General features: G+C 42.7%; 11 protein-coding genes and 1 pseudogene. 11 read left to right on the top strand and 1 reads right to left on the bottom strand.

The window, feature by feature from the left end; all coding sequences use genetic code 11:
* From H6G97_RS23970 to H6G97_RS23920, 11 genes and pseudogenes are all read left to right on the top strand, one after another.
* The coding region (locus H6G97_RS23970; RefSeq protein WP_190943137.1) for a transposase at nt 1-290 on the top strand (290 nt) is incomplete at its 5' end.
* Between the two features lie 14 nt (nt 291-304).
* Nucleotides 305-673, top strand: a pseudogene (locus H6G97_RS23965) (DNA sulfur modification protein DndD); the annotation flags it as partial.
* 116 nt (nt 674-789) lie between these two features.
* Nucleotides 790-1,041, top strand: coding sequence for a hypothetical protein (locus H6G97_RS23960; protein ID WP_190943136.1), 252 nt, complete (start codon nt 790-792; stop codon nt 1,039-1,041).
* Nucleotides 1,038-1,385: a type II toxin-antitoxin system PemK/MazF family toxin gene (locus H6G97_RS23955; RefSeq protein WP_190943135.1), complete on the top strand. Its 348-nt coding sequence runs from the start codon at nt 1,038-1,040 to the stop codon at nt 1,383-1,385. Before H6G97_RS23960 ends, H6G97_RS23955 begins: the two co-directional genes overlap by 4 nt.
* 30 nt (nt 1,386-1,415) lie before the next feature.
* Nucleotides 1,416-1,802: a DNA sulfur modification protein DndE gene (gene dndE, locus H6G97_RS23950; RefSeq protein ID WP_190943134.1), complete on the top strand. Its 387-nt coding sequence runs from the start codon at nt 1,416-1,418 to the stop codon at nt 1,800-1,802.
* 51 nt (nt 1,803-1,853) lie between these two features.
* The gene (locus H6G97_RS23945; protein ID WP_190943133.1) at nt 1,854-3,311 is read left to right on the top strand and encodes a DNA phosphorothioation-associated putative methyltransferase; all 1,458 of its coding nucleotides are present in this window, start codon (nt 1,854-1,856) and stop codon (nt 3,309-3,311) included.
* 245 nt (nt 3,312-3,556) lie between these two features.
* Nucleotides 3,557-4,849, top strand: a complete 1,293-nt coding sequence (locus H6G97_RS23940) for an AmpG family muropeptide MFS transporter (protein ID WP_190943132.1) — start codon at nt 3,557-3,559, stop codon at nt 4,847-4,849.
* Nucleotides 4,834-5,256: an ABC transporter permease gene (locus tag H6G97_RS23935; RefSeq protein WP_190943131.1), complete on the top strand. Its 423-nt coding sequence runs from the start codon at nt 4,834-4,836 to the stop codon at nt 5,254-5,256. The genes H6G97_RS23940 and H6G97_RS23935 overlap by 16 nt, the downstream gene beginning before the upstream one ends.
* Before the next feature lie 147 nt (nt 5,257-5,403).
* On the top strand, nt 5,404-5,595 hold the full coding sequence (locus H6G97_RS23930; protein ID WP_190943130.1) for a hypothetical protein: 192 nt from the start codon (nt 5,404-5,406) through the stop codon (nt 5,593-5,595).
* A 17-nt stretch (nt 5,596-5,612) separates the two neighbouring features.
* Nucleotides 5,613-6,143 carry a GNAT family N-acetyltransferase gene (locus H6G97_RS23925; protein WP_190943129.1) on the top strand — a complete coding sequence of 177 codons (531 nt, stop codon included), beginning with the start codon at nt 5,613-5,615 and terminating at the stop codon, nt 6,141-6,143.
* 178 nt (nt 6,144-6,321) lie between these two features.
* On the top strand, nt 6,322-7,080 hold the full coding sequence (locus H6G97_RS23920; RefSeq protein ID WP_190943128.1) for a HEAT repeat domain-containing protein: 759 nt from the start codon (nt 6,322-6,324) through the stop codon (nt 7,078-7,080).
* Between the two features lie 112 nt (nt 7,081-7,192).
* Here H6G97_RS23920 and H6G97_RS23915 read toward each other — a convergent pair whose 3' ends face one another.
* Nucleotides 7,193-7,600 carry a phosphomannose isomerase type II C-terminal cupin domain gene (locus H6G97_RS23915; protein ID WP_190943140.1) on the bottom strand — a complete coding sequence of 136 codons (408 nt, stop codon included), beginning with the start codon at nt 7,598-7,600 and terminating at the stop codon, nt 7,193-7,195.
* Between the last annotated feature and the right edge of the window lie 78 nt (nt 7,601-7,678).

Raw genomic sequence — 7,678 nt, 5'->3', positions numbered from 1 at the left:
AAATCTTGATAATTCTAGATAACGCTAGTTACCATAAAAAGAAAACTATATTGGCAGAGATTGAAAAAAACTTACCAAATATTCAACTATATTTTCTGCCTGAGTATAGCCCAGATTTGAATTTAGCCGAACTTGTATGGCATTCGGCGAAAGAATACATATCTCATCGCCTATTTAAATCAGTAGAGGAACTGAAAAACTTATTAAATAGGTTGTTAAATCAGGGAGAGTTAATAATTAGATGGGGAAGAAAAATTAAAAATAAAGGTAATGCTGCTATTGCAAACTAAATGTGGAACAGCTTACTAAGACTTTTAGCCTTTTGCTTTACGATTTAAATGGTAAACTTGTCCCGAAACATCGCCTCTCGGCTGGCGAAAAACAACTACTTGCGATCGCTTTCCTCTGGGGTTTAGCCAAAGTATCTGGACACCGCCTACCAGTAGCAATCGATACGCCACTAGGTAGACTAGACTCCTCTCACCGCAGCAACTTAGTTGAACGTTACTTTCCATCCGCCAGTCATCAAGTGATTCTGCTATCTACCGACACAGAGATTGGAAAGAAAGAAGTAGAAACACTGCGAGAAAACGAAGCGATCGCTCGTGAATATCTGCTTAAGTATGACTCCACTACCCGCCAAACAACTATCCAACCAGGATATTTTTGGTAGTAGATATTGTTAAAAAATTGAGCGATGTCTAACGACAAGCCGCTATGCGTCTACGCAATTTTTTGAAGCCTACATCTTTACAATATATCTAACGGACTTTGGAAACGAGATCAATTATGAACTCACCACATTTAATAAAAATAGAGCATGACCTACGTGTTTTGTCCTTAGAAGAATTAGAATGGCTATTAGAACGTATCGAAAAGCGAGTTCAAGAAAAAAAGCAAATATTAAATAAATTCAATGATGTTAAATATATGAATGAACAACTAGTTGCAATGGCTAGTGATTTAGATATACAAACAGAAATTACCACTATTAATAATGAATTTAGTATCACAGAAATGGATGGTTTAGAGAAGCTGTGAGCATCGAGAGAGGACAAATTTATTTTGTCAATCTTAATCCAGTGCTGGGCCGAGAACAGGCAGGAACAAGACCAGTTTTAGTTTTATCTATAGACGCTATCAATCAATTACCTTTGGTTGTGACTGTAATTGTCGGTACGAAAGGAACAAATATTAAGCGTGATTATCCAACCAATATACGAGTCTCGCCAGGTGACAGTGGATTGCTTATAGAAACAGTGTTCTTATCTTTTCAAATTCGTTCTTTAGATCCAAATCGCTTTCCTGCTGATCCATCTGGCAAGATTTCTGACTCCAAAATGCTTGAAGTTGAAACTGCGGTTCGCTACTGTTTGGGTTTATGAGCGAAAATTATCTCAATTTTTAGGAAAATTATGGAATCACCAATAGAACGTATTCGTCTCTCCCAAACAGCCAAAGACCAACTTACCAAACTTAAGCGCAGCACCAAAATCGACCAATGGAATATCCTATGCCCTTGGGCGTTTTGCCGTTCCCTCGCAGAAGCAACCGCACCCTCCCCCGTCCCAATTCCCCAGGATAGCAATGTCGAAATGAGTTGGCGCGTCTTTGGCGGCGAAATGTCCGATATTCTCCTCCTCGCCCTCAAGCAACGCTGTCACAATGACGGTTATCCCACCGACAAAGAAACCCTAGCCACCCAATTCCGCTTACATCTCCATCGCGGTATTGGTTACTTAGCAGGCGATCCAAATATCAAGAAAATTGAAGATTTAATTGAACTGGCTGTTAAAAATTGAAAGGATATTAGTTGACTGTTAACTGTTCACTGTTAACTGACAACTAATATTATGCCTGAAGCACTAGAAATTGAGCGTCATAGAGCTGCGATCGCTCGCACTGATATATCTCGCCCCGTGCGATTGGCTATAGAAGGATCAATCCTCAATCCAGACACCACTTTTTTTGACTACGGTTGCGGCTACGGTGGCGATGTCCAGCGAGTAAAAAACTTAGGCTACACCAGTACAGGCTGGGATCCTTACTACTATCCTGATGTACCACGCACCGCCGCCGATGTGGTCAACTTGGGCTATGTCCTCAATGTTATTGAAGACTCAGAAGAACGCCGTCAAAGCCTGATCCAAGCTTGGGAACTCACCGGGAAAGTTTTAATTGTCGCGGCTCAAATACTCATTAACGCTCCCAGCAAAACCCAACTTGCTTACAATGACGGCATTGTGACGCGCCGCAATACTTTTCAGAAATATTACGAACAACAAGAACTCAAAACTTATATTGATGAAGTCCTAAATGTTGATGCAGTACCGATCGCACTAGGCGTTTATTTTGTTTTTCGAGATGAAGCCCAAAAAGAAAGTTACAAAGCTATCCGCTTCTTTTCTACCACTTCTACACCGCGAGTCCGCATCCCCGTTAAGCGGTTTGAAGATTATCAAGAACAGCTGCAACCACTCATGGCTTTTTTTACCAAGCGCGGTAGACTTCCCGTGAAAGGCGAATTGGAAAATGAACAGGAATTACTGGGCGAATTTGGTAACTTTCGCCGTGCCTTCGGTGTAGTTTTGCAAGCTACTGATGAGGCTGAATGGGATGCGATCGCTTATCGTCGTTCTCTAGATATCCAAGTTTATCTTGCCCTCACCCACTTTGATCAACGCCCTGCATGGCAAAAGTTAGCAGCAGAAATGCGTCACGATATCAAAGCCTTTTTTAGTAGTTATGAAGAAGCGTGTCAAGTAGCCGATCAAAAGCTTTTCAGCTTAGGTAAACCTGGGGTGATTCAAACTGCTTGCGAAAAAAGCAAAATTGGTAAACATACACGCGGTGCTATTTACATCCATGTTTCGGCATTAGCAGCACTTGATCCATTGCTGCGAATTTGTGAAGGCTGCGCTAGCCGCACCATCGGGCGTGTAGATGGAGCCACATTGATCAAATATCACACTGATAAGCCGCAAATATCTTATCTGTTTTACCCCGAATTCGACACTGATCCCCACCCAGCTTTAAAAGCCAGCATCGGTATTGATTTAAAAACCCTATTTGTCACTCACCGAGACTACGAAAATAGAGCAAATCCGCCAATTTTGCACCGTAAGGAAACATTTGTTACCAGCAACTACCCACGCTACGAAGAATTTGCTAAACTCACCCAACAAGAACAGGAATTAGGGCTGCTTAACCAAAAAAGCGACATTGGTACGCGTGAAGGGTGGGAAAAATGCCTCGCTGCACACAAAGTAGAAATCAAGGGACATCAGGTTTATCCAATTCAAGAAAGTTAAAAAAACGCTGACGCTATAAGGTTATCCTGAATTTGTATTTAACCCAAGTAAATCTTGGTAGTTTCTCATGTTTACGGAAAATCACATAGCAGCTATGGCAAGTTTCAATCTTTGATAGAAATTAATCGGAACTGCTGCCACTCCGATAATCCAAACCCTTATAGGTAGTAGTTAGATGATATACTTTTCGATTTCCTCGTTGTATTTTATTGATATTTCCTCAAAAGAGGCAAAAAGTTGAAACTATGAGGAAAATTAAATCGCTACTGGGAGTTTTCGGTAGCCGCAAGATGGCGGCTTTATTATTTTTAGGTTTTTCATCGGGTTTACCATTATTGTTAATCGGTAATACCTTAAAGGCTTGGATGACCGAGGAGAAGGTAGATTTAGCCGCTATTGGTTGGTTTAGCCTTGCTAGTTTGCCTTATTCCTTGAAGTTTTTGTGGGCACCCTTGGTGGACAGGTTCACCTTACCAGTTTTGGGACGACGACGGGGTTGGTTAATTTTGACGCAGATTGCTTTGATCGTAGCGATCGCAGTCATGGCTTTTCAACAACCCAAACAAGCATTACAGCTACTAGCCATCAACGCCATACTCATTGCTTTTATCAGTGCAACTCAAGATATTGCCGTTGATGCCTACCGCACCGACGTTTTAGAAAAACTAGAAATGGGTGCTGGTGCAGCTGTTTTTATCTTAGGTTATCGAATAGCCCTATTAGCCGCAGGTGCTTTAGCCTTGATACTTGCTGATAAACTGCCTTGGTCATCGGTTTACTTATTTATGGCAGGGATGATGGTAATTGGTATTCTTGCCACGTTGTTTGCACCAGAACCCAAGGAAATTAGCCCTCCAGCTTCTCTAAGGGATGCTGTAATCTTGCCTTTTAAGGAATTTTTTCAGCGTCAGAGCATCATACAAGGTATTCTAATGCTTGCATTCATTACTCTATACAAGCTAGGTGATGCTTTGTTGAGCAATATGACCACACCTTTTTTGCTGCAAACTGGTTTTACCAAAACCGACATTGGGGCAATTCAAGTGGGGATGGGTTTAATTGCTACGATTGTTGGCGCTTTAGCAGGTGGTTCAATTTTGAGTGCTATTGGCATCAATCGATCACTTTGGGTTTTTGGTATTCTACAAGCAGTAAGTAATTTAGCTTACTTTTTTCTAGCGTACATCGGTCAAAACTACCAAGCTATGGTACTCGCCATCAACGTAGAACAATTTTGTGGTGGATTGGGGACAGCAGCCTTTGTTGCCTTTTTGATGAGTCTTTGTAACCAGCGGTTTTCCGCAACCCAATATGCTTTATTATCCAGCTTAATGGCTGTCAGCCGAGATATTCTGGCGGCACCTGGAGGTGCGATCGCACAAAGCACGGGTTGGCCAGTATTTTTCTTAATTACCATCGCCGCCGCTGTACCAGGACTACTTCTATTACCAGTATTTGCCCCCTGGAACCCTCAGCCAGTGGCAGTATCCAGACCAGGACTTGAGGACGAAGAAGAGGATATATGGGGAATCAAGTAGTTATTGCTGTCGGCACATTCATCCTCTTACTCACTGGTTTATTACTTGGCTATGTTCTCTCACAGTTAGTTCTAGGATTTCTAGCATTTAACCTCCTAACTTTTTTCGGAACCCTCAGCCTAATTTTAATTTTTGGTACACTTTATTACGTTTTATTTTGGCAGTTGCGGAGAGAGCAATCCCGACCATCAACTCCATCAAGCATAAATCAAGGGATACCAACCCAGGTAGAGGAGGGTTTATCTGATAGCTATCTCAAAAACAGGCTAATCGCTAAATTATCTGGTGACACTGCCGCAGCCGAACGCTTAATTGAACAGGCAAAGGAAACTTATCCTGGGATGCCGGAGAATTGGTATTGCGAAAGAGTGCTTGATGACTTGGAGAGCGATCGCCAGCGGGAGTAAGGGAGGCAGGGGAGGGGAAGCAGGGGGAGAGAAGTATTGCCCAATTCCCCATTTCCATGCACAGAAAATTGCTAAAATAAATCAAGAATACTTCACAAATCTTCAGCTAGGTTCTCATAAAAGTTCCTAGCTTCTTGCAATTAAAATATGGCTATTTTTCGTCAATACATCGCCCCACTGCTTGCAGTATTAGTATTTTTCTTTGCTTTAGTGGCAGTCAGCGCCCGCATCTTTTTACCGTCTGATATGGCAGCACCCGCACCAATTGAAGAGGTGGGGGTAAGTTTTCAACCTACTCCAACTAATTTACCGCCAGCAGCACATAATTTAGCTAGCTAAGTTAATAAACGTTAGAAGTGTCTGAGCAACTACTACCTGGGTATATTATTCGCCGTGGTTCCACTTTGGATCGGGCGCTGCTGCTTAAATTCATGCAGCGAACTTACCAGGATCTCTATCCCAATGAGGATTTTTCCCACCTAGAGCAAACAGTTAAGCAATACTTTTCTAGCGATACGCCCTTGTGGTGGGTAGAAGAGGAGGGGGAGCAGGAAGCAGGGAGCAGGGAGCAGGGGAGTAATAAAGAATCTCTCTCCTCTGCTCCTCTACCCCCTATCGCTTGCCTCTGGGTGGGCAATGCTTTAGATCAAGTACATGGGAACCGTCATGCTCATATTTTTATTCTCTACGTTGTACCAGAGCATCGGCGACGGGGTATTGGTAGAGCCTTAATGCAATATGTAGAAAATTGGGCTATTCAAAGAGGCGATCGCCAGATTGGATTGCAAGTTTTTCAATCAAACAAACCCGCATTAAATCTTTACAATCACTTAGGTTATCAAACCCAATCCCTGTGGATGGTAAAATTCCTGAGTGCAGAAAAATAAACTATAGGTAGGATAGCAGTAACATAATTTTAGCGTCTAAGTTATGGCGTTTCTCGTTTGGATAAAACTCAACGAGGGGAAAGGAAAGTGTATAATTACGCAACTAATACTTATAAAGCTTTAACTTATTGGCGCGGGGGATTATGTGTTAATCCCGAAAAGGGATTGAAATGAAATTATGTATGACGCAGATGATCTAAGCCTACTCGATATTGAGGAGGAGCTAGAAAGCCCCCTAGATAAAATAGAGCCGCTAACTGCCGAATCAGTTGTGGCAAAGCCAGATCCAGAAGAGATGCTAGCCCTGCTGGAAAATCCCCAGCCCCAACAAAAAATGTTAGCAGCGCGTGCTTTTTGTGATATAGAAGATGCGCGTGCTACCCCCCATCTAATTCGCCTGTTAAGTGATACTTGTCCCTTAGTGCGGGTGAGTGCAGCTTATGGACTTGGACGCAATCCTAGTTCAGAGGCAGTGAGACCATTAATTGCTCAACTAAACAGTGATTGGAATGGCTATGTGCGTAAAGGTGTTGTTTGGGCTTTAGGAAACTGTCGCGATCGCCGTTGTTTACCACCCCTAGCAGATGCTTTAAGAACTGACATTTCCGCAGTCCGTTTGTGGGCTGCTAGCGCCTTAGCACAAATGGCAGATGTGGGTTATGAGGCGGTTATAAGGGCAATACCACCATTAATTGAAGCCTTGGTCAAAGATCCTGTAGAAGCAGTGCGGAGTAACAGTGCTTGGGCAATTGGTCAACTGTGCCGCGAACTGCCTTCTAATGTAGTTTATGCCACAGCGATCGACGCTTTAATTCAAGCCTTTGCCGAAGACCAAGATTTAGGAGTCCGGGAAGACGCTAAAGCCTCACTGTTAGGAGTGGGTGATCCCCGAGGCTTGCAGCTGATTGAAACCTTAGAACAAGAAGGGTGGTTTTGATTTATTTGGGCATTGGGAAGAGGCAGAGTGGCTCTTAGCTGGGAGCAGATGGGAAGAGCTAATTTTTTATTCTCCTCATTGCCCCCTGCTCCCTCATCTACTTCCCCCGTCCTTACTCACCTTCAGCTACAGGTTTTACCAAATTTAAATCATAAGGGCGTTCCGTATCATCTTCGCCCAAATATTCACCATTTTGAATTTCCAGAATAACTAGCGGAATCTGTCCAGGATTTTCTACCTTATGTAGAGTTGCCGCGGGAACATAAGTTGATTCGTTTCGATTCAATAATATTTCCGTATCGCCACAAGTTACCTTTGCTACACCAGAAACTACAACCCAATGTTCATTGCGATGATAATGGATTTGTGGTTTAATTCCGTGCCTGGGCTTGATTTCAAGACGACTAATTCTATAGGTTTCTCCCTCCTCGATCACCTCTACTTCACCCCAGTATCGTGTACCTGAATGTGGAGACAATTCGTTGATATTTGACTGAGTATTATTTTCATTAGAAGCCATAATTAATTTCTCAACCGGATGAGTATTAGGATTTTTAAGTAATTTACCGTAAACGACATAAACCTGGATAGAGAGATG

It is taken from the genome of Nostoc flagelliforme FACHB-838 (assembly GCF_014698065.1).
GTDB classification, from domain to species: domain Bacteria; phylum Cyanobacteriota; class Cyanobacteriia; order Cyanobacteriales; family Nostocaceae; genus Nostoc; species Nostoc flagelliforme_B.
The sequence above is the reverse complement of the archived record's forward strand: the minus strand, read 5'-3'. Positions and strand labels throughout refer to the sequence as shown.

Coding starts and splice junctions, on each gene's coding strand:
- H6G97_RS23960 (WP_190943136.1), top strand. CDS start 790: ATGAACTCACCACATTTAATAAAAATAGAGCATGACCTACGTGTTTTG.
- dndE (WP_190943134.1), top strand. CDS start 1,416: ATGGAATCACCAATAGAACGTATTCGTCTCTCCCAAACAGCCAAAGAC.
- H6G97_RS23945 (WP_190943133.1), top strand. CDS start 1,854: ATGCCTGAAGCACTAGAAATTGAGCGTCATAGAGCTGCGATCGCTCGC.
- H6G97_RS23940 (WP_190943132.1), top strand. CDS start 3,557: ATGAGGAAAATTAAATCGCTACTGGGAGTTTTCGGTAGCCGCAAGATG.
- H6G97_RS23935 (WP_190943131.1), top strand. CDS start 4,834: ATGGGGAATCAAGTAGTTATTGCTGTCGGCACATTCATCCTCTTACTC.
- H6G97_RS23930 (WP_190943130.1), top strand. CDS start 5,404: ATGGCTATTTTTCGTCAATACATCGCCCCACTGCTTGCAGTATTAGTA.
- H6G97_RS23920 (WP_190943128.1), top strand. CDS start 6,322: ATGTATGACGCAGATGATCTAAGCCTACTCGATATTGAGGAGGAGCTA.
- H6G97_RS23915 (WP_190943140.1), bottom strand. CDS start 7,600: ATGGCTTCTAATGAAAATAATACTCAGTCAAATATCAACGAATTGTCT.